Here is a 245-nt window from a genome sequence, read left to right as displayed (position 1 = left end):
CTGATGCTCTTTGAATTTGAGCCACCACAACAGCAAAGGAGTTGGACCATGCAAATGCGTAAATTGGCGTTATCGTTACTGCTGATCGGTATGGCAGGTAACGTAGCCCATGCGGAAGAACTGACCGGTACGCTGAAGAAAATCAAAGACAACGGCGTGATCGTTGTCGGCCACCGCGAATCGTCAGTGCCGTTCCCCTACTACGACAACCAGCAAAAAGTTGTGGGTTACTCCCAGGACTACTC

1 pseudogene is annotated in these 245 nt (G+C 50.6%); it reads left to right on the top strand.

The window, feature by feature from the left end:
* Window positions 1–48: 48 nt before the first annotated feature.
* Window positions 49–245, top strand: a pseudogene (locus AC1RPT_RS08215) (hypothetical protein); the annotation flags it as partial.

This window comes from Dellaglioa sp. CoH-56-MRSF-11 (genome assembly GCF_056782135.1).
The sequence above is the reverse complement of the archived record's forward strand: the minus strand, read 5'-3'. Positions and strand labels throughout refer to the sequence as shown.